The following is a 21,745-nucleotide window of genomic DNA, read 5'->3' on the forward strand; positions in this document are numbered from 1 at the left end:
TTTTTTATAAATACATCAGTTTTGAAGACCTTGGTTGCTTTTTGGCGCTAAGGTTTTTTTGTTTGCTTTTATATTATCTAACGGAGTCTCTATGTCAATGGGGCTAACGTATTTACAAATATGATCTAAAATCTTGTTATGGTGTTATTTTCAATTGGTGTGGTCTTTAAATTTCGGTTATATGCTAGATGAATCTTATATGTAGTATAGTTAGGCATTTGATGATTGTATTAGTTTTTTTACTTATTAATTCTTTATTAATTTTTACGAACATTAACAATTATTTACTAGCTATCATTTGTTTTTTTGCTATAATAGATTTATTAAGAGACTGGAGGTTTTTTTATGGCAACAATGTCGAATAAAATGAAACGCAATCAGAGGATTGTTTACATTAGTCAATATTTTGTGACTCATCCAAATGAATTAATTGGTTTATCATATTTTTCCGATTATTTTAACTCTGCTAAATCTTCTATCAGTGAAGACATTGATTTTGTTAGAGGGATTTTTGAAGAAACAGAGATTGGTGTCATTGAAACAATAGCGGGTGTTCAAGGCGGCATGATTTTTAGACCGGCTTATTCAGACGTTAAGACAAATGAATTAATGGATGAAATTCGTCAGAGATTAACCGAAGGAAAGAGAATTTTACCAGGAAATTATGTATATTTAGCGGATTTATTACAAGATCCTAGGTTATTAGATAACATTGCGAAACTAATTGCCGTGAAATATCAAAAAGAAGAGATTGATGCTGTCGTAACGATTGAAACTAAAGGAATTGGTCTTTGTGTTGCGGTTGCTAAATATTTAAATGTTCCTCATGTAGTGGCTCGAAGAAGTTCTTCTGAAATGGATGGTTCTACTATTTCTGTTAACTATGTATCAGGGTCTCATCAAAGAGTTTCTAAAATGGAACTTTCAAAAGTTAGTTTAAAAGCAGGAAGTAAAGTTTTAATCATTGATGACTTTCTTCGAAATGGTGGAACAATGATTGGATTAATGAATTTAATTGAAGAATTTGATTGTAAAACTGTTGGGATTTGCGTGTTTGTTGAGAGTACATATCGAGACCATGAACCCATCCCGGATTATGACTCTTTATTAAAGGTCGAAATCGTTTATAATAAAGAAGAATCACGTTTTGAACTTCAATCAGAACTTGGAACTTTTTTTGAGTAAATGCAGTTTTTTTATCAATATTCTGTTCTCATTGTGCTATAATTAGATGGTAAGAAATACAAAGAGGAGTGTTTTGATGGAAAATCGTTTAGCTGTTATTCTAGCAGCCGGAAAAGGAACCAGGATGAAGTCAAAATTATACAAAGTATTGCATCCAGTATGTGGCTTATCGATGGTGGAACATGTGGTAAATTCAGTAAAATCATCGGGTGTAGATGAAATTGTTACAATTGTTGGCCATGGTGCTGAAACAGTTAAAGAAGTTTTAGGTGAACAATCTAAGTACGCATTGCAAGAGGAACAATTAGGAACGGGTCACGCGGTCCTACAAGCTAAAGATTTAATTGGTGATTTAGAGGGACAAACATTGGTTATTTGTGGCGATACGCCGTTACTTTCAAGTGACACTTTAAATTATCTATTTAAATATCATTCGGAAAACCAAACAAGTGCAACTATTTTAACAGCTATTGCTGAAGATCCAACGGGCTATGGACGTGTCGTACGTTCTACGAGTGAAGATGTTGAAAAAATTGTCGAACAAAAAGACGCTTCAGAATCAGAATTGAAAATTACAGAAATCAATACAGGTACTTACGTTTTTGATAATAAAGCTTTATTTAAAGCTCTAGCAAATGTCAAAAATGATAATGCCCAAGGTGAATATTATTTACCAGATGTGATTGAATTGATTAAGGCTGAAGGCGGTAAAATTTCCGCTTATATTATGGATGATATGTCAGAAGCATTAGGAGTAAATGATCGTGTCGCTTTATCTCAAGCAAATGAGTTAATGACAAAACGTATTAATTTAGAGCATATGCGCAATGGTGTCACCATCGTGAACCCAGCGACTACCTTTATTGAAGCAAGTGTTAAAATCGGTAACGATACCATTATTGAACCGGGTGTCATGTTAAAAGGCAATACCATTATTGGATCTGATTGTTTAATAGGTGCTAATAGCGAAATCGTAGATAGTGAAATTGCAGATAATGTCGAAATTTCTCAATCAGTTATTGAAAAATCAGTCGTTGCAGAAGGCGTGACAATTGGACCGTTTGCTCATCTTCGTCCAAACAGTAAGTTAGATAAAAATGTACATATTGGAAACTTTGTAGAAGTAAAAAATAGTACGATTGGTGAAGGAACCAAAGCAGGCCATTTAACTTATATTGGGGATGCTGATTTAGAAGAAAATATTAATGTGGGATGCGGTACCATTTTTGTGAATTATGATGGTAAACATAAACATCGTTCACATGTTGGAAAAGATGCCTTTATTGGATGTAATGCGAATATTGTTTCACCTGTTAATATAGGTGAAAAAGTATTTGTTGCGGCCGGCACAACGGTAATCAAAGATGTTGAATCAGAATCATTAGTCATTTCAAGATCTGAACAAAAAAATATTCCAGGCTATTGGGAAAAATTACAAAAAAAATAAGCGTCAGAAAATAGATCAAAATTAAATGGAGGTTCATTTCGTGACAAAAGTACATTATAAAGATCCAAAATTGAAGATTTTTTCATTAAGTTCAAATAGACCCTTAGCAGAAAAAATTGCAGAAGAAGTAGGAATTGAATTAGGACAATTAACAATTTCTCATTTTTCTGACGGTGAAATTAAAGTAAATATTGAAGAAAGTGTTCGTGGAGATCATGTTTACGTCGTTCAATCAACTTCATTCCCAGTAAGTGATCATTTAATGGAATTAATGATTATGATTGATGCTTTACGTCGTGCAAGTGCAAAAACAATTAATATTGTGATTCCTTATTATGGATATGCGAGACAAGACCGCAAAGCCCAATCAAGAGAGCCGATTACAGCTAAGTTAGTAGCGAATATGTTGACGATGGCAGGAGCTTCTCGTATTTTAGCATTAGACTTGCATGCAGCTCAAATTCAAGGATTCTTTGATATACCAGTGGACCACTTAATGGGAGCACCTTTATTAGCGAATTATTTCTTAGAAAATAATTTACATGGGGATGATTGCGTAGTCGTTTCCCCTGACCATGGTGGTGTTACTCGCGCTAGAAAATTAGCAGAATTCTTAAAATCTCCAATTGCAATCATTGATAAACGCCGTCCACGTCCAAATGTTGCGGAAATCATGAATATCGTGGGGGATGTTGAAGGTAAAAAATGTATTATTATTGATGATATGATTGATACAGCTGGAACGATTACTTTAGCCGCCAATGCCTTAAAAGAAAAAGGTGCTAAAGAAGTTTATATTTGTTGTACTCACGCTATTTTATCAGGCAATGCAAAAGAAAAATTAGAAGCAGCGCCAGTTGAAAAAGTGATTATTACCGATTCAATTGTCTTACCGGAAGAAAAGAAAATTGATAAAATTGAAATTATTTCCGTTAGTCAGTTAGTGGGAGAAGCCATTCGTCGAATCCATGAAAATCGTTCTGTCAGTCCATTATTTAGCGAAAAATTCAATATTTTGGATTAATTTGAGTTAAATAGTTAATCCATTAATAAAACCTTTCAAACCAATTTACGAAGTTTGAAAGGTTTTTTCGGTGCGCCCAGCAAGGCTTTCTCTATAGAAACTAAGGCTCTTCATGGAACTTGACTAATTAGATGTGGTATAATGAACAAAAGTAAAAGTCAAAATAAAGATTAAATTGACGTTAATAATGAAGGAGTATATTATGTTTAATTATACGGATGATAGTTTATCATTACATACTGACCTATATCAAATAAATATGTTAAAAACGTATTGGGATGACAATACAGCTGATCGACAAGCGGTATTTGAAGCCTATTTTAGAAAAAATCCTTTTGAAAATGGATATGCTGTTTTTGCAGGATTAGAACGAATCGTTCAATATTTAAGTAATTTGCGTTTTTCCAAAACTGATATTGAATATTTAGAAAGCTTAGACTTATATCCACAGGAATTTTTAGACTATTTACGTGATTTCAAATTTACTTGTACCGTGAGAAGTTTGGTTGAAGGAGAACTATGTTTTGCAAACGAACCTTTAATTCAAATTGAAGGGCCTTTAGGTCAATGTCAAATCGTTGAAACTGCGATACTCAATATTTTAAATTTCCAAACATTGATTGCCACTAAAGCCTCTCGTATGCGTAGTGTGATTGGTGAGAATGATAAGTTATCAGAATTTGGAACCCGTCGTGCTCAAGAAATGGAAGCAGCTATTTGGGGTACTCGTGCTGCTTATATTGGAGGATTTGATTCGACTAGTAATGTTCGTGCTGGAAAATTATTCGGTATTCCTGTCTCCGGTACTCATGCTCATTCTTTAGTACAAGCCTATCGTGATGAATATACTGCATTTAAAAAATATGCTGAATCACATAAAAATGTTGTATTTTTAGTGGATACTTATGATACATTACGTTCAGGTGTGCCCACTGCTATCCGTGTAGCACGTGAAATGGGTGATAAAATTAATTTCTTAGGAGTTCGAATTGACTCTGGTGACATGGCTTATCAATCAAAAAAAATTCGTGAACAATTAGATGAGGCAGGTTTCCCAGATGCTCACATTATTGCTTCTAATGATTTAGATGAAAAAACGATTCTTAACTTAAGAATGCAAGGGGCAAAAATTGATGATTGGGGTGTTGGGACTAAAATTATTACTGCTTTCGATCAACCTTCACTCGGAGCGGTATATAAATTAGTCAGCATTGAGGATGAAAATGGTGAAATGGTACCAACCATGAAAATTTCAAGTAATGCTGAAAAAATGTCGACTCCAGGTGTGAAACAAGTTTGGCGTATTACACGTAATCGTGATGGCAAATCCGAAGGTGATTATGTTGCTTTAATTGATGAACGTCCCGATTTATTAGATGAACTTTTTATGTTCCATCCGGTACATACATATATCAATAAGACAGTTAAAGACTTTACTGCTAAGCCATTATTAGTTGAGGTCTTTAAAAAGGGTGAGTTAGTATATGAAGTTCCTTCATTATCTGAAGTGAAAGACTACGCTAATAAATCGATTAATGCATTATGGGATGAATACAAACGGATTTTAAACCCTGAACAATATCCGGTAGACTTATCTCAAAAATTATATGATGAAAAAATGGCAAGTATTAAAGACATTCGTTCAAAAATCGACAGTCAAGTTAAAAAAATGGAAAAAGGTGATCAATAATGCGTCCTTTACAACAGGAAATTATTAGCGCTTTGCATGTTGCTCCTACAATTGATCCAAAGCAAGAAGTAAGACGTACCATTGATTTCTTAAAAGAATATTTAATGGCACATCCATTTTTAAAAACTTATGTTTTAGGAATTAGTGGTGGACAAGATTCAAGTCTAGCCGGTCGTTTAGCTCAATTAGCGATAGAAGAAATCAGAGCAGAAACCGGTGATGAAAGTTATCAATTTATTGCAGTTCGTCTACCTTATGGAGTTCAAAATGATGAAGCGGATGCTATAGCGGCGCTTGAATTTATTCAACCTGATCAAATAATGACTATTAATATTAAAGAGAGCACTGATGCGATGGTTAAAGCATTGGAAATGAATCCGTTAGCTATTAGTGATTACAATAAAGGAAATATTAAGGCTCGTCAAAGAATGATTGTCCAGTATGCGATTGCCGGACAAATGGCTGGGGCTGTGATTGGTACCGATCATGCCGCGGAGGCCGTAACCGGTTTTTATACCAAATTTGGCGATGGTGCCGCTGATATCACACCATTATGGCGCTTAACTAAAGGCCAAGGACGCGAATTAATGAAAGAACTTCAGTCACCAGAACGATTATATTTAAAAGTTCCTACAGCGGATTTAGAAGAAAATAAACCGATGATTGCTGATGAAGTGGCTTTAGGAGTAACGTATCAAGCCATTGATGATTATTTAACGGGTAAAGAAGTATCAGAACAAGACGCAGAAACAATCGAAAAATGGTACCTTAAATCGCAACATAAACGTCATTTACCTATTACCATTTTCGATGATTTTTGGAAAAATTAATAAGTTGGTAGAAAGGAGACAGTGAGATGCTAAGCCAAATAGGAACGGCCTTCTTACAAGTAACTCTTTTATCTTTTGTACTAACAGCTGTACTATTACATATTGCTAAAAGAAAAAAGTGGCTCGATAAGGATCCACATCAAATTCAAGAGAGTCAAAAAAAAGTTGCCAGTTATGGTGGGATTGCCATATTTTTAAGTTTTTGGATCGGGTCTATTTTCACAATACCTCAATTATTATCGTCAAGTAATCAATTTTGGTTGTTCATTGCCTCGATTGTCATCCTAATCGTGGGGATTATTGATGATACGATTGAATTAAATCCGATACAAAAAACTATCGGGATTCTATTAGCTGCGAATCTATTGTATTTTAAAGCAGGCATTGAATTTTCTTCTGCATTATTACCTGAAGCGAGTCCTTTATTTTTTGAAATATTATCCTATTCTGCTACTATTATGTGGATTTATGCGGTGACCAATGCGGTAAATCTGATTGATGGCGTTGATGGTTTAGCTTGCTCAGTATCCATTGTCAGTTTAATTACCTTAATTATTACGACTTACTTTTTTAGTTTGTCCATTAGAATGGCATTTCTGACAATGTTAATCTTATTAACAGGTGCTATTTTAGGTTTTTTACCTTTTAATTGGGTACCGGCAAGAATCTATTTAGGGGATACTGGGGCTTTATTTATTGGCTTCATGTATGCTGCTTTATCGGTTTCAAATTTGAAAAATGCTAGTTTATTTTCATTAATAGTACCTGTTTTAATCTATATGGTTCCATTGTTTGATGCAAGTTATGCGATGATGAGACGATTCTTAACGAATAAACCGATTGGTCAAGCCGATCGCGAGCATTTACATCATCGATTGTTAAGATTTGGTTTTTCAAAGAGACAAGTGGTTTTATCAATGATTTGTATCACGATTATCTTTTCTTTAATTGCAATTTTTTCACATATCTGGCCTAATTATCGAGTAATTTGGTTAATCGTAACCGGAATCATTTTAATCATTTTAATGGTAACAATGAATAAATTATCTAAACAAAATAAATAGTAAAGGATGATAGAATGAAAATAGCTTATATCGTAGATAGTACCGCTGGATTAAAAGACGAATTAAAACAACATCCAGATGTTTATGTTTTAAATTTAACGATTAATTTTGCCAATGGCGATGTGTATGAGGATTCAACAGAAGATTCAAAAGTAAAAGCTTTTTATCAACGTTTAAAAGAAGAAACTCAATTACCCACTACTGCGCAACCGTCACCAGGTGAATATTACCAATTAATGGATCAATTAATAGCAAATAATTACCAAGCAGTCATTGTGATTAATTTGTCTAGTCAGTTAAGCGGCACTTTTCAAACATCGCAAATGGTTTTAAATGAATATTCAGATCGTTTAATGGTCACAGCGATTGATTCAAAAGGTACTTCTGTTGTAATTGAGAATATGTTAGAACAGGCGTTAGAGATGCAAAATATGGGGCTTACTTTTAAAGAGATTAATGAAAAATTAAATTGGCTAGCTGAAGAATCTCATATTTATATGGTCATTGAAGATTTGAATAACCTAGTAAAATCAGGACGCTTATCATCTGCCAATGCTTTTTTAGGGTCCTTACTGCAAATAAAACCATTATTAGAATTTACTGATACGGGAGCAGTTCAAGTAATCGAAAAAATTAGAACAGAGAAGAAAGTTTATAAGCGTTGGGAAGAAATTGTTGAAAATGCATTGCAAAAGTTTCCTAATGGCATTCATTTAAGATTTGCTCATGGAGACGCTTATGAAGCGGTCGCAGCTGTTCAAGAAACAATGAAAAAGAAATTTCCTCAAATAAAATCCTTTGGCATAGGTTATTTGACACCAGTAGTAGGCGTACACGGCGGAAATGGTGTCAAAGGAATGGCAATAATTCCTGTTGCAACTCATTAGGAGGGATCAATTGTCCGAGAATTTTCGTACTATTTTAAAAGAATTTGTTTCTGAAATGGAAATAAAAAAATCACGCTTTATAACTTATTTGGTCCCTGTTAAGACTGAGGCCGAAGTTGAAGAAAAATTGAAAACTATTCGTAAAGAACATCATAAAGCGAATCATCACTGTTCAGCCTTTGTAATAGGGGAAGATTTTTCCATTCAAAGAATGAGTGATGATGGCGAACCTAGTGGCACAGCGGGCGTACCAATGTTAGAGGTGTTAAAGCATCATAAACTAACCAATATATTGGCTGTGGTAGTTCGCTATTTTGGAGGTATCAAATTAGGGACTGGCGGATTAATTCGAGCTTATGGTAATTCAGTGAGTGAAGCTTTAAAAGAGGCAGAAATCGTCGCTAATATTAGTCAGATGCGGATTTCTTTAATTATTGGTTATCCCTCAGTAGATACTTTTAATTATTTTCTCAATAAAACCGAGCATCCTATCACTATCCTTGATACAATATATACCGACCAAGTCAATTATCAATTAGCTGTTAATATCGAAAGTGCAAAAACAGTAGAAGAAGAGTTAATTTCATTATTTAATGGACAACTGACTTGGGAAAAAATTGGTGAAGACACGGTCTATATTCCAATAAAAAATAAATCATAAAGAGGAGGTAATCAATGAAAACTGCATTAATTGTCGATAGTGTAGGCTATCTGTCTGAAGAATTAAATTCACTATCAAATGTTTATACAATTGATTTAACAGTTAATTTTAGTGATGGCACTGTCATCAGTGATACCTGTGCGCCAGCACAATTAAAATCATTCTATGATCGTTTAAGTAAAGAAACTCAACTACCTACCACCTCTCAACCACAAGTAGGTAAATATTATGAGTTGCTTGATCACTTAGTAGCTGAGGGATATCAAACCGTTTTTTGTATTCACTTATCAGCAGGGATTAGTGGTACTTATCAAACCGCGGTAATGGTTACCAGTGAGTATCAAGATAAAATACAAGCCTATTGTATTGATTCCAAGGGAGCTTCTGTGACGATGGAAGGTCTAGTAAGAGCGGCTTTAAAAATGATTGATCAAGGAGAAGACTCTTCACTTATTGCGAATAAATTAAATTGGTTGGCTAATGAAAGTCGTATTTATTTAATGGTTGAAGATTTAACCAACTTAGTAAAAGGTGGCCGATTAAGTGCCACAAGTGCCCTCTTAGGTGGTGTATTACAAATACGACCATTACTCTATTTTGATCAAGAGGGTAAAATTGTTTTGTTTGAAAAAATTAGAACCAATAAACGAGTGTTTAAGCGGTGGTCTGAATTAGTTCAAGAAGCAACCGACAAATATCCGAAAGGGATTAGTATTGCATTTGCGCATGGAGACGCGTATGACGAAATTAAAAAGGTTGAAATGCAAATTGTTGCTGAGCATCCAGGAATCACCTCTTCGGTTTCAGCTTTGGGACCTGTAGTGGGAACTCATACAGGACGAGGAACAAAAGGTATTGCCATTATTCCAAATATTGAAAATTATTTATAATATATATTATAGTGCTAAATTAACATCATAATTTCTAGTGCTCTTTCTATCCTCGTCATAGTAAACGACTTATAATATTCATGTTGTACTTATAGGAATTGCATAGAGCTGTTTAGTTCGGGAGTGGGTTAGTTGAAGGTAAGTTATTTTTTTACTTCACTCTCATTCCTTTTTTATTTTTTATCTTTATATTTTAGCTAGCGGTAGAATTTTTTAACGCTTTAAGGTATGATGAAAAGGTAAATAAAAGCATAATTTTAAATGGATTAGATATTTAGGAGGGATTATGTGTCCACAGGATTAGAATTAGGTTTATATACTTTAGGAGAACATGTTGTAAACCCTCATACCAAACAATTGATTACGCCTCAAGAACGGATTAAAAATATTATTGAAATGGCACAATTAGCCGAACAAGCTGGTTTTGATATTTTTCAAGTAGGAGAATCGCATCAACGCAATTTTATTAGTCAAGCCCATTTAATTATTTTAAGCGCGATTGCTCAAAGTACTAAAACGATTCGCTTAGCTTCAGGTGCTACCATTATAGGCGTAGCTGATCCAGTAAGGGTATACGAAGCCGCATCAACAATTGATTTACTATCAGATGGTCGAATGGAATTGGTATGTGGAAGGTCTGCTCGGACGGGTCTCTATGAGACATTAGGATTTGAATTAGCTGATTACGAAGCCTTATTTAATGAAAAATTTGAGCTTTTAAAATTAATCAATCAACGGGAAGTTGTTAACTGGACCGGTGAACATCGTGCTCCTTTAAATAATGTTCCTGTATTACCCCGTGCTCTTCAGGAACAAGGATTACCAATTTGGCGAGCTGTTGGCGGAAGTTTAGAGTCAGTAAAACAGGCTGGTCAAGCAGGGGATCCAATTTATGTATCGCACTTTAGTGGGGATTTAAAACATTATCAATTATTAATTGATCAATATCGTCAGTCGTTAAACCATGAAGGCTTTGAACCAAGCCAGTTCCCATTAGCTGTTGCAAGCTATTTATTTGTGCGACCTGACACATCACAAGCAATTGATGAATACTATCCATTTATCAATGAGGGTTCCATTACGGTGAATGAACAAGGAATTGAGAGAAAACAATTTGAAAAAGCTAAAAATCTTGATTCAGTCATTAATGTCGGAAGCCCAGAATTGGTAGTAGAAAAATTAATTAAACAGTATGAAGAATTGGGAATGACTCGCTATATTGGACAAATCGATTTTGGTGGCATGCCATTTGAAGAAGTTAAACGGACGATTACCTTATTGGGCGAAAAAGTAATTCCTGAAGTAAAAAAATATACAACTAAATAAGATAGAACTCTTGTCTCGATGAAATGAAAAAATCATTCATTGATTCAAGAGTTTTTATTTTTTTCACGTATTTACTTATAAAGAAGGTGAAGAAATGGAAGAAGCATTAGCCGGCAGACAATTAAGTGTGTCTGATTTAGAAAAATTTCAAATATTAGTATCAGAGTTGGAACACCAAGTGACTCTTTTCGAAAAAATTCCAGCCATCATAAAATTAAAGAACAATCATTGGCAATGCCAGCGCTGTGGTAATCAGACCGAGTTTAAACAACTTAATAAAGAGAGGGTTTATTGTATAAATTGTTTACAATTAGGAAGAATAAGTTCAGCAGAATTTTTGTATCGCATTCCAGCCTATCAACATCAAGTTGACGATAGTCCACTCCTTACTTGGCGCGGACAACTTTCTGATGAACAACATCGAGCATCAACAGCTATGTGTAACAAGCTTCATCAGTATCAAAAAATCCACATTATTCAAGCAGTAACAGGTGCGGGTAAAACAGAAATGATTTTTAAAGTTATTGAGAAAGTATTACAGCAAGGAGGCAGAGTAGCGATGGCTTCGCCTAGAATTGATGTTTGTTTAGAATTAGCACCACGTCTACAAGAAGCTTTCAAGACCGTGAAAGTCATCACGCTTCATGGGACCATGACAGAAGCCTATCATTATACCCGGATTGTCATCGCGACCACCCATCAATTATGGAAATTTTATCATGCTTTTGACTTAATTATTGTCGATGAAGTGGATGCCTTTCCCTTAGCGGGAGATGATAGCTTACATTTTGCGGTCAAAAATGCGGTGAAAAAGGAAGGAAAGTTAATTTATCTAACAGCAACACCAGATAGTTATATTGAGAAGTTAATAAGGCAAAAAAAGGCTGAAAGAACGATTTTACCTGCACGCTATCATCGTTATCCACTTCCAGAACCACAATTTATTTGGATTGGCGATTGGCGTCAACAAATAATGCTAAAACAGTCTTCAGGACCCTTAATGGTTAAAATAAAACAATTTTTATTATTAAAAGGTGTAAAATTGATATTTATGCCTGATATTCTTTTAGCTGAAGCTTTATATGAATGGCTACAAGCAGAAGCACTTGCTAACAAAATGGCTGTTGTTCATGCGAAAGATTATTTGCGCAAAGAAAAAGTACATCAGTTACGACAAGGAGAATTATCTACTTTAATCAGTACCACAATCTTAGAAAGAGGTGTGACTTTTACAAATTGTCAGGTCATGATTATTGGTAGTGAGGATCGAGCTTATAGTAGTTCGGCGATTATTCAAATGAGTGGTCGTGTTGGGCGCAAACCGAATTATCCTACAGGAGAACTATGGTATGCGCATTATGGTATTAGTGTATCAATGATTAAAGCTCGTCATAATATTAGGAAAATGAATCGTCTTGCTAGAAAGATGGGACTACTTAATGATTGATGAAATAACCCATTGTTTAAGATGTCAAGAGCCGTTACGTCAACAATTAAGTTGGCAACAAATTTGGAGTTTTACTACCATTGAGTGGCCATCATGTTGTGAAAGCTGTCAGTCAAAATTTAAAAAATGTGCTACTAAAGGAGTCTGTTGCTACTGTCAACATCCACTAATAAAAGCTGATGAAATAATTTGTTTCGATTGCCAACAATGGTTAAAGTTATATGATGAACATTATTTAAATCATCGTTCTATTTTTGAATATAATGATTTTTTTAAAGATTGGATTCGTGATTATAAATATTTAGGGGATATCAGACAAGCACAAGTCATGCTACCAATTTTGAAAGAATACTATTATCAATATTCAAATTATACATGGACTTATTTACCCAGTTCACCGCAAAATTATAAAAAAAGAGGGTTTAATCAAATACAGGTTTTGTTTGAATTCGCCCATATTCCTTATCAAGAATTATTCGATTATAATATTCATCAGCCAGGACAGAGTCAGGCTAAGAAAAATAAAAAAGAACGATTGAATTTAGTACAACCCTTTATGATCAACAAAGAAAAGTTAGAGACAAAAAATATTTTAATCGTGGATGATGTCTATACAACGGGAACCACCCTAATTAGAGCGAAAGAACTGTTATTTCAACATTCAATTGAACGATGTTTAAGTCTTACTCTGGCACGTGATAGTTTAATATAAACAATAATATTATGAAAATATTTGAAAACTATGCGATAAAATATTTGATTACGTTTCCAAAAAATTAAAAATGTGGTATAATATGTTAAAAGCTAGCCAATGCTTTTTAACAATAGTAAAAGAAGTCATTGAGAAGAAAGCTCCTATTTTTAGCGGAATCAAAATGATGAATTTACTCATTGTAACTTTATATGAAATGAGGGATTTGTATGTTTACGTATAATGTTCGTGGAGAAAATATTGAGGTTACTAAAGCAATACGAGATTATGCAGAAAAGAAAGTTTCAAAATTAGAACGTTTCTTTGATGATGTACCTGAAGCAACAGCGTATGTTAATTTAAAAGTTTATCCTGATAAAACTGCAAAAGCTGAAGTAACGATTCCACTATCATTTTTAGTATTGCGTGCAGAAGAAACCACTCCAGATTTATATGCAAGTATTGATTTAGTTGTGGATAAATTAGAAAGACAAGTACGCAAATATAAAACAAAAATTCATCGCAAATCTAGAGAACGTGGATTTGATGGATTGGCAACACAATTTGTTGCAGAAGATGTAAAACCTGAATCAGAAACTGAATTAGAGATTGTACGTTCAAAACGTGTGAATTTAAAACCAATGGACAGTGAAGAAGCAGTATTACAAATGAATATGCTTGGACATGACTTTTTTATCTTCACTGATGCTGAAACAGATGAAATTAATATTGTGTACCGTCGTAAAGATGGACGTTATGGTTTAATTGAAACAGCTTCAATGTAAGTAAATTAACTAATTAAGGATGGGAAAACGAAAGAATTCATAGGAGTTCATTCGTTTACCATCCTTTTCTTATGTTATAATCTAAAATGAAGATTAGGAGGATTTTATGGATCAAAGTCAAAAGAAAATTGTGACATTTATCTTCGCTATGGTAATAGGGCTAATTCTGGTTCTTAACGTACCAATGGCTTATTTTATTGGTCTCATTTTATCATTTATTATTTTATTTGGTCAAAATCATCATGATGTGATGAATATAGGTAAAACCCATTCTATGGGAAAACCAGTAGATTTTTTCCCTATTATTTTAGTCGGTTATTTGATTGCCGGCATCATTAGTTTCTTTGTTTAATCTAATTCAAAGCAAAATAATGTGAAAAGCTAAATGATGCGCTAAGATATGTTTAAAATAGAAAAAATGTTTCTATTTAGATAGCTTTAATGATATAATGAGAGAGTGAATGTATAATTTTAATTGAGATTATAAAAGATAAAGATTGATTGACAAAGGAGCTATGAATTAATGGCGAATATTCTGAAAAATATGTTTGAAAATGACAAAGCAGAATTGAAAAGAACAGCAAAAATTGCTGATAAAGTAATGGAATTAGAACAACGTTACAAGGATATGACCGATGAAGAATTACGTGGTCAAACTAATATCTTTAAAGAACGTTTATCTAAAGGTGAGACCCTTGATGATATTACCGTTGAAGCATTTGCGGTGACCCGTGAAGCAGCAAGACGTGTTTTAGGGTTATTCCCTTATAAAGTACAAATTCAAGGTGGGCTTGTTATCCATAATGGTGATATTGCCGAAATGAAAACCGGTGAAGGTAAAACATTAACCGAAACAATGCCTGTTTATTTAAATGCTTTAACTGGAAAAGGGGTTCACGTTGTAACGGTTAACGATTATTTAGCCACACGTGACTCAAAGGAGATGGGTGAAGTCTTCCGTTTCCTAGGCCTAACAGTTGGTTTAAACTTGAACAGTATGTCAGCGGCGGAAAAACGTGCTGCTTACAATTGTGATGTGACTTATTCGACTAATAATGAATTAGGCTTTGACTATTTACGTGACAACATGGTTGTTTATAAGCATCAAATGGTTCAACGTCCTTTACATTTTGCGGTAGTGGATGAGGTAGACTCTATTTTAATTGATGAGGCTCGTACACCTCTAATTATTTCAGGCCAAGCAGGTCGTTCAACGGCTCTTTATTCACGTGCTGATTATTTTGCAAAAGGATTAAAAGAAGAAGAAGATTATACTATTGATTTAACTTCTAAAACGATTGCCTTAACCGATACCGGGGTTGATAAAGCGGAACGTGTCTTCCGTTTACCAAATCTTTATGATGTTAATAATACGGCTCTAGTTCACCATATTGATCAAGCGTTACGTGCCAATTACATCATGATTCATGATATTGATTATGTAGTTGATGAAGGTAAAGTAAAAATCGTCGATCCATTTACAGGACGTATTATGGAAGGACGACGTTATTCTGATGGCTTACATCAAGCGATTGAAGCAAAAGAAGGCGTCGAAATTGAAAATGAATCCAAAACAATGGCGACCATTACTTTCCAAAATTACTTCCGTATGTATGAAAAATTATCCGGAATGACCGGGACTGCTAAAACAGAAGAAGAAGAGTTCCGCGAGATATATAATATGAATGTTGTTTCAATCCCAACCAATCGTCCCGTCATTCGTGATGATGCAGCCGATTTATTATATCCAAACTTAAAAACCAAATTCCGTGCAGTCGTTAAAGACATTAAGGAACGTCATGAAAAAGGACAACCGATTTTGGTGGGGACAGTTGCGGTGGAAACCAGTGAATATTTATCGCGCTTATTAACACAAGAAGGTATCCCACATGAAGTGTTGAATGCTAAAAACCACTTTAAAGAAGCGGAAATCGTGATGCAAGCAGGACAACGTGGTGCTGTAACGATTGCAACCAACATGGCGGGTCGTGGTACTGATATTAAATTAGGCAGTGGTGTTAAAGAAATAGGCGGTTTATGTGTTATCGGAACAGAACGCCATGAATCACGTCGTATTGATAATCAATTACGTGGACGTGCAGGACGTCAAGGAGATCCAGGTGCTTCTCAATTTTATTTATCTTTAGAAGATGATTTAATGCGTCGCTTTGGTTCAGATCGTGTTCAAGCTGTATGGCAAAAATTAAATATGACTGAAGATGAAGAAGATGATGTGGCAATTCAAAGTAAGATGTTGTCACGTCAAGTTGAATCAGCTCAAAAACGCGTTGAAGGTAATAACTATGATACTCGTAAAAACGTGCTAGAATATGATGAAGTCATGCGTGAACAACGTGAAGTTATTTATGGTCAACGTTTACAAGTTATTCAAGAAGAAGGTAGCTTAACTCCTTATATTAAAGCAATGATTAAACGTACGATTCAAGCCCAAGTAGATTATGCTACTGAAGGTGAAAAGAAAACATGGAATTTAGAAGGCTTATTAGAATTTGCCCACAATTCTTTATTCCATCCAGACGAAATTTCATTATCTGACTTACAAGGTAAATCACCAAAACAATTGGTTGATTATTTATTCGATAAAGCATCTAAAGCGTATGATGAAAAGATTCAAACCCTGGCAACACCAGAACAAGTCAATGAGTTTGAAAAAGTTATTACACTTAAAGTGGTAGATGCGAAATGGACAGACCATATCGATATGATGGATCATTTAAGACAAGGTGTCGGATTACGTGCTTATGCACAAACAAACCCATTAACGGAATATCAAACTGAAGGTTATGAACGATTCCAAGAGATGATCGCTGCAATTGAAGCGGATATCACACGTTTTGTCATGAAGGCTCAAATTAGACAAAATGTGGAACGTGAACAAGTGAATAATCCTGCAGCTCGTCCAGCGCCTAGTTCAGCACCAAAAGATGCGATTAAATAATATTATTATGTGAAGATAGGTGGAGCATACGAAGATTATGTTTTTCACGACCTTCTTAAAAATCTAAAAGTGCAGTGGTTGACTGACTTAAAACAAAGTTCGGTTGGACTGGTTTTAAAAACGAGTCAACTGTGAGGGGTGGGCTATAGAAGCGAAAATCACAGATTTTCAACTTCTGGTCCACTCTCTTTTTTTACAGAAAGGAATATTAATTAACGATGGAATTATATGAGATAAAACAGTTTATGACAGAAGCCGAAAAACAAATTAATAGTTTTAGGGGTTCTCTTTGACTTTGATGCATTAGAAGCCGATATTGCAGATTATGAGCATCAAATGACGGATGCCCATTTTTGGGATGATAATGAACAAGCTCAAAAGACTATTAATTTATTGAATGAAGCAAAATCCACTTATCAAACTTTTAAAGGATTAGAAGGACAGTTTGAAGAGATTTCAATGGCAGTCGAACTATTTGAAGAATCTGATGACCATGATTTAATAGAAGAAGCAATTGAGCAAGTAGTTCAATTGAAAAAAAGTTTAACGAATTATCAATTGAAATTATTATTATCAGAACCACATGATGCCTCGAATGCTATTTTAGAGATTCATCCCGGTGCTGGTGGAACAGAGTCACAAGATTGGGGTAGTATGTTATTAAGAATGTACCAACGTTGGGCGGACCAAAATGGTTTTAATGTGAGTATGGTAGACTATCAAGATGGTGAAGAGGCCGGTATTAAAAGTGTGACTCTTGAAATTGAAGGTCATAATGCTTATGGATACTTGAAATCAGAAAAAGGTGTCCATCGTTTAGTAAGGATTTCGCCATTCGATTCGAATAGTCGTCGACACACCTCGTTTTGTTCAGTTGAAGTAACACCGATGATTGATGATACAATTGAATTAGAAATCAATCAAGATGATTTACGAATCGATACGTATCGAGCATCAGGAGCCGGAGGCCAACATATTAATAAAACCAGTTCCGCTATCCGAATCACTCATATTCCAACTGGAATTGTGACACAAAGCCAATCTCAACGCTCACAGTTTCAAAACCGTGATTTGGCGATGAAATTATTAAAAGCAAAACTCTATCAATTGGAGGAAGAAAAAAAGGCTCAAGAAATTGCGGAATTAAAAGGTGAACAAAGTAAAATTGCTTGGGGTTCACAAATTAGATCGTATGTTTTTCATCCTTATTCAATGGTAAAAGACCATCGTACTAATTATGAGACAGGTAATACCCAAGCAGTAATGGATGGCGATCTAAATGAGTTTATCGATGCTTATTTGAAATGGCGTATTCAAGACCATCGAGAAGAATGACAATGATTTGATACTCGTTTGATAAAAGATAATAATATTTTTATGTTAAACTAGAGGAGAAAATACCTGAAAAGGAGAAAATGATGATAGAACTAATGAATGTAACGAAGCAATATCCTAATGGTATTAAAGCATTAGACAATATCACCTTACGCATTGAGCAAGGCGAATTTGTTTATTTAGTCGGACCGAGTGGTTCAGGAAAATCAACTTTTATGAAATTACTTTATCGCGAAGAAGTTCCTACGAAAGGACGACTACAAGTAGGTAAATATCAAATGCCTAAAATGAAGGACAAAGAAGTCCCTTTTTTAAGACGTTATGTAGGAGTTGTTTTTCAAGATTTTAAATTATTACCTAAACTAACTGTTTATGAAAATGTTGCTTATGCAATGGAAGTTACTGGTAAGAAAAGTAAAGATATTAAGCATCGAGTTAATGAAGTGTTAGAGCAAGTGGGTTTAAGAACGAAAGTCAATCAGTTACCAGAAGAATTATCTGGTGGAGAGCAACAAAGAGTGGCGATTGCTAGGGCAGTCGTTAATAAGCCCGCTATTCTAATTGCCGATGAACCGACTGGTAATTTAGATCCTGAGACCGCTCTAGGAATTTTGAAACTATTGGAAGATATCAATAATTTAGGCACTACTGTTATCATGGGAACACATAACGAAACATTCGTTAATGACTATCGTCATCGTGTATTAGAATTGAATCGAGGACACTTGGTTCGCGATGATTATAAGGGGGAATACGATGATCATCATTAGAAATTTTTTTCGTCATGTTCGTGATGGTATCCGGAATTTATTTAGAAATGGTTGGATGACAACCGCCTCCGTTTTTACAATGGCTTTAACCTTGTTTATGATAGGAGGACTCGTCTTACTATTAACCAATATTGAAAAGATTACTTCAGATATTGAATCAAGTATTCAAATTCGTGTAATGATAGATGCTGCCGCCAATGAGCAAGATGAAAAATGGTTAAAAGAAGAAATTCAAGCGATACAACATGTTAAGACGATTACGTATCGGACTAAAGATGAAGAATTAGAAGCCTTAATCGAAAATGTAGGGGAAGAATTTGCTCTCCATGAAGGCGATGCAAATCCTTTATTAAATGTATACGTTGTAGACGTAGATGATGTTGACAACATTAGCCAAGTTGCTAATCAAATTAATGACTTAAAGTATGTTTCAGAAGCGAATTACGGTGCCTTAACAGCAGATAATTTATTTAAGCAGATTGATGTCTTACGTTATATTCTCGCTGTAATTGCAGCTATTTTAATTGTAGTAGCGGTCTTGTTAATTAGTAATACGATTCGTCTTACAATCTTTGCCAGACAGACAGAAATTGAGATTATGCGTTTAGTAGGAGCGAAAAATAGCTTTATTCGAGCACCCTTTGCTTACGAAGGAGCTTTTATCGGTATTTTGGGCGCAGGCATTGCCTTTGGTATACTCTATGCTATTTACGAAGCTGTTCGTCGCGTACCGGGACAAATTTTCGGAATGGTAAATATTCAATTTTTACCAACGATGCCATTACTACTATATATTGGAATCGGCATATTGATTATAGGAATAACTTTAGGTATTTTTGGAGCCCGTCGTTCGATGCGCCAATTTTTAAGAATATAAGATAAAAAACGTTGTGAAGCAGAAAATGGTTCACAACGCTTTTTTTATAGAATTATTTTTTACGTAATTCAGTTAAAATGTCTTGTAATAATTCAGTTTCAGTTGGTCCAGCAGGTACTTCCTCAACAGGTTTAGGTCTTTGAACTTTTTCTAAACCTTTAATAACCAAGAATAAGAAAGCAGCGATTAAAATAAAATTAATAATAGCTTGAATAAAGTTACCAACACCTAAAGTAGTGTTTCCTATTTTTAAAGCAATGCCTGAAACATCAGCTTGACCAGTAATGGCTACAATGATTGGCATAAAAATATCTTCAACTAAACTAGTAATAATTGCAGTAAAAGCAGTACCCATAATAACAGCTGTTGCTAATTGTAAAATATTATCATTAGCAATAAACTCTTTAAACTCTTTCAACATTATTTCTTCCTCCTAATTTCAATGTGTGTCAACTATACCATAAATTTAAAATAATTTCATTTAAAAAGGTGTCAATTACTATTAAAAAAGATTATAAATTTACTTTGTAATATATTTTTCAATAGGGTAGTCATTTGGATTAATATCCCATTGCCCATTCATTATTAATTGACTCCATTGATATCCTAAATAAGGACCACTGGTGAGACCGGATGAACCGAGTCCAGAAATTGCCCATAAAGAATCTGTTTCAGGTACTTGTCCTACTAAAACGGAATAATCAGAAGTATAAGCACGTGTTCCAACACGTGTTGCTTTAATTTGATATTGATCGATGGTAGGAATCCATAATTTCGCTTCAGCTGTTAATTCTTTTAATTTTGAAGCATCAACGGTCAGGTCAAAGCCTTGATCATCCTCGTGAGTAGCACCGAGTACAATTTCCCCTTTTTTATTAGGGATAATATCTATTTTTCCTGGGGGCATAATAACAGGCCATTGGTTATTTTGCCATTGATCATTATGAATCATATAGAGCTGACCTTTTTGAGGTCGAATATCGACTGAATAGCCTAAAGGATTTAATAAATTGGGTAACCAAGCTCCTGCTGCTAATAAGATTGCTTGAAATTGTTTTTGTCCTAAAGAAGGTGAGTAGAGTGTATCGGGTGATCTTAATTGAGCTGTTTCATAGTAGATCCTCCCACCTAATTTTTGAATAGCGGCATGTAATGTGTTGATTAAACCAAGTCCATCTACACGGGCGCCACCTGTCACAAACGTAGCATTTAAATCTGTTTCCAATAAGGGACAGTAATCTTTTAGATTATCATTCCAGACAGTTTTAACTTCTTGAATAGTTGGGGAATCTTTTCTTTTTTCTTCCGCAGCTTTTTGGTCACGATTCAAGGCTTTTTCTGATTTGCGAATAAGTAACGTTCCTTGTTCTTCAAAAATGTTAGCAACATCAAATGAATCGCTGGATAAATCTGCTATAAGCTGACGATAAAATTCAGCACCTTTTGACACAAGATGATACCAAGGTTTATTGCGTCTTTGACTAAACCATGGACAGATAATTCCGGCAGCCGCTTTGGTAGCTTGACCTGTCCCTTCATCGAATAGCGTGACATGGTAACCAGCCCTCGTTAAATAATATGCAGCGGTAGATCCAACAATACCACCACCAACAATGGCGATTTGTTTCATTATTTTGCCTTCTTCCTTTATTAATAATTAGATTCATTTTATCATAAAACATTCTAGAAAGAATGCTTAAAAAGAAAATCATTTTAAAGAGTACTGAATTCTAAAAAGATATAAATGAGGAGTAAGGAATCAAATTTAAAAAAATCGTATGGATTGTGCTATTTAATTGACAGCACAAAAGATAAGTGGTCTCAAATAAGTCATTAAGACACAGTTTGAGACCACTCAATATGCGGAGGTAGGCAGA

Annotated in this window: 20 protein-coding genes; 18 read left to right on the top strand and 2 right to left on the bottom strand. The window is 34.5% G+C overall.

The features are described 5' to 3' along the window. The first annotated feature begins 345 nt into the window (after positions 1–345). The 18 genes from purR (at position 346) to ftsX (ending at position 19,868) form a co-directional block, all read left to right on the top strand. Entirely contained in the window at positions 346–1,185 is an 840-nt protein-coding gene (gene purR, locus HMPREF2811_RS05855) for a pur operon repressor (RefSeq protein WP_246829818.1), read from the top strand. A 76-nt stretch (positions 1,186–1,261) separates the two neighbouring features. Further along, complete coding sequence (gene glmU, locus HMPREF2811_RS05860; protein WP_071408519.1) at positions 1,262–2,632, top strand: bifunctional UDP-N-acetylglucosamine diphosphorylase/glucosamine-1-phosphate N-acetyltransferase GlmU; 1,371 nt, start codon at positions 1,262–1,264, stop codon at positions 2,630–2,632. Between the two features lie 25 nt (positions 2,633–2,657). Then, positions 2,658–3,656 (top strand): ribose-phosphate diphosphokinase, encoded by a 999-nt coding sequence (locus tag HMPREF2811_RS05865; protein WP_071408520.1) that lies wholly within the window; start codon positions 2,658–2,660, stop codon positions 3,654–3,656. Between the two features lie 202 nt (positions 3,657–3,858). Next, a complete protein-coding gene (locus HMPREF2811_RS05870) occupies positions 3,859–5,346 on the top strand; it encodes a nicotinate phosphoribosyltransferase (RefSeq protein WP_174519406.1) in 1,488 nt (495 codons plus the stop codon). Next, a complete protein-coding gene (nadE, locus tag HMPREF2811_RS05875) occupies positions 5,346–6,176 on the top strand; it encodes an ammonia-dependent NAD(+) synthetase (protein WP_071408521.1) in 831 nt (276 codons plus the stop codon). Before HMPREF2811_RS05870 ends, nadE begins: the two co-directional genes overlap by 1 nt. Before the next feature lie 26 nt (positions 6,177–6,202). Continuing rightward, a complete protein-coding gene (locus HMPREF2811_RS05880) occupies positions 6,203–7,240 on the top strand; it encodes an MraY family glycosyltransferase (RefSeq protein WP_066126331.1) in 1,038 nt (345 codons plus the stop codon). Between the two features lie 14 nt (positions 7,241–7,254). Then, on the top strand, positions 7,255–8,127 hold the full coding sequence (locus tag HMPREF2811_RS05885) for a DegV family protein (RefSeq protein ID WP_071408522.1): 873 nt from the start codon (positions 7,255–7,257) through the stop codon (positions 8,125–8,127). Positions 8,128–8,137: 10 nt separating this feature from the next. Beyond that, complete coding sequence (locus tag HMPREF2811_RS05890; RefSeq protein ID WP_071408523.1) at positions 8,138–8,788, top strand: YigZ family protein; 651 nt, start codon at positions 8,138–8,140, stop codon at positions 8,786–8,788. 14 nt (positions 8,789–8,802) lie between these two features. Then, entirely contained in the window at positions 8,803–9,678 is an 876-nt protein-coding gene (locus tag HMPREF2811_RS05895; protein WP_071408524.1) for a DegV family protein, read from the top strand. Positions 9,679–9,966: 288 nt separating this feature from the next. Then, positions 9,967–11,004, top strand: coding sequence for an LLM class flavin-dependent oxidoreductase (locus HMPREF2811_RS05900; protein WP_246829819.1), 1,038 nt, complete (start codon positions 9,967–9,969; stop codon positions 11,002–11,004). A 94-nt stretch (positions 11,005–11,098) separates the two neighbouring features. Next, on the top strand, positions 11,099–12,451 hold the full coding sequence (locus HMPREF2811_RS05905; RefSeq protein WP_071408526.1) for an ATP-dependent helicase ComFA: 1,353 nt from the start codon (positions 11,099–11,101) through the stop codon (positions 12,449–12,451). Continuing rightward, complete coding sequence (locus HMPREF2811_RS05910; protein ID WP_071408527.1) at positions 12,444–13,163, top strand: ComF family protein; 720 nt, start codon at positions 12,444–12,446, stop codon at positions 13,161–13,163. Before HMPREF2811_RS05905 ends, HMPREF2811_RS05910 begins: the two co-directional genes overlap by 8 nt. A 209-nt stretch (positions 13,164–13,372) precedes the next feature. Continuing rightward, positions 13,373–13,927, top strand: coding sequence for a ribosome hibernation-promoting factor, HPF/YfiA family (gene hpf, locus HMPREF2811_RS05915; RefSeq protein WP_066126250.1), 555 nt, complete (start codon positions 13,373–13,375; stop codon positions 13,925–13,927). Positions 13,928–14,033: 106 nt separating this feature from the next. Then, positions 14,034–14,279 carry a hypothetical protein gene (locus HMPREF2811_RS05920; protein ID WP_071408528.1) on the top strand — a complete coding sequence of 82 codons (246 nt, stop codon included), beginning with the start codon at positions 14,034–14,036 and terminating at the stop codon, positions 14,277–14,279. A 171-nt stretch (positions 14,280–14,450) separates the two neighbouring features. Further along, on the top strand, positions 14,451–16,886 hold the full coding sequence (gene secA / locus HMPREF2811_RS05925; protein ID WP_071408529.1) for a preprotein translocase subunit SecA: 2,436 nt from the start codon (positions 14,451–14,453) through the stop codon (positions 16,884–16,886). A gap of 218 nt (positions 16,887–17,104) precedes the next feature. After that, positions 17,105–18,221, top strand: a protein-coding gene (gene prfB, locus HMPREF2811_RS05930) for a peptide chain release factor 2 (protein WP_141749270.1) whose coding sequence is annotated in 2 segments (ribosomal slippage) — positions 17,105–17,176 and positions 17,178–18,221 — 1,116 coding nt in all. Because the reading frame shifts where the segments join, the coding sequence is not laid out codon by codon here. An 83-nt stretch (positions 18,222–18,304) separates the two neighbouring features. Continuing rightward, positions 18,305–18,991, top strand: coding sequence for a cell division ATP-binding protein FtsE (ftsE, locus tag HMPREF2811_RS05935; protein WP_071408531.1), 687 nt, complete (start codon positions 18,305–18,307; stop codon positions 18,989–18,991). Continuing rightward, positions 18,978–19,868: a permease-like cell division protein FtsX gene (gene ftsX / locus HMPREF2811_RS05940; protein ID WP_071408532.1), complete on the top strand. Its 891-nt coding sequence runs from the start codon at positions 18,978–18,980 to the stop codon at positions 19,866–19,868. The genes ftsE and ftsX overlap by 14 nt, the downstream gene beginning before the upstream one ends. Before the next feature lie 52 nt (positions 19,869–19,920). Here ftsX and mscL read toward each other — a convergent pair whose 3' ends face one another. Both mscL and HMPREF2811_RS05950 read right to left on the bottom strand, forming a co-directional pair. Beyond that, positions 19,921–20,289: a large conductance mechanosensitive channel protein MscL gene (gene mscL / locus HMPREF2811_RS05945; RefSeq protein ID WP_071408533.1), complete on the bottom strand. Its 369-nt coding sequence runs from the start codon at positions 20,287–20,289 to the stop codon at positions 19,921–19,923. Between the two features lie 99 nt (positions 20,290–20,388). Beyond that, a complete protein-coding gene (locus HMPREF2811_RS05950) occupies positions 20,389–21,498 on the bottom strand; it encodes an NAD(P)/FAD-dependent oxidoreductase (protein ID WP_071408534.1) in 1,110 nt (369 codons plus the stop codon). Positions 21,499–21,745: the final 247 nt, after the last annotated feature.

Origin of the sequence: Globicatella sp. HMSC072A10 (assembly GCF_001811625.1) — a bacterium.
GTDB lineage: Bacteria > Bacillota > Bacilli > Lactobacillales > Aerococcaceae > Globicatella > Globicatella sanguinis.